The organism is Streptomyces chisholmiae (assembly GCF_031845445.1).
Taxonomy (GTDB): Bacteria; Actinomycetota; Actinomycetes; order Streptomycetales; family Streptomycetaceae; genus Streptomyces; species Streptomyces chisholmiae.
In genome coordinates this window covers 1-382 of record NZ_JAVREO010000310.1, presented here as the reverse complement: position 1 = coordinate 382, position 382 = coordinate 1, and the positions used below count along the sequence as shown (strand labels likewise).

At 67.5% G+C, this 382-nt stretch carries 1 protein-coding gene; it reads left to right on the top strand.

Annotated features, from left to right (window positions below; all coding sequences use genetic code 11):
- The coding region (locus RM844_RS33345) for a DUF3303 domain-containing protein (protein WP_311671156.1) at positions 1-313 on the top strand (313 nt) is incomplete at its 5' end.
- Between the last annotated feature and the right edge of the window lie 69 nt (positions 314-382).

Below are 382 nucleotides of genomic sequence, written 5' to 3'. Positions count from 1 at the left end.
CGGTAGCACTGGGAGGATGGCCATGCTCTTCGCGACTGTGTACCGCTGGCGGGACGACGCCCACACCAAGGAGGCGGCCACGTCGATCATGGATCACTACGCCCAGCTCGGCGGCGATCCAGACGGCGCGGTGCACTACGTCTTCGCCGACGGAACGGGCGGCATCCTGATCACCGAGCCCGAGGACCTCGCGCGGACGTACCAGACGTTTCTGCACTTCAACGAATACCTCGACCTCGACCTCACCGACCTCAAGCCGGTGATGCTCGTCGAGGACGCGCTCCCGCACATCACCGGCTACCTCGGAGGCTGATCTCCCGGGCACGTACCCGCCCGGCGCGGGGCCGACGCTGACGTAGCGTGTGGCGTGGCCGAGACGTGC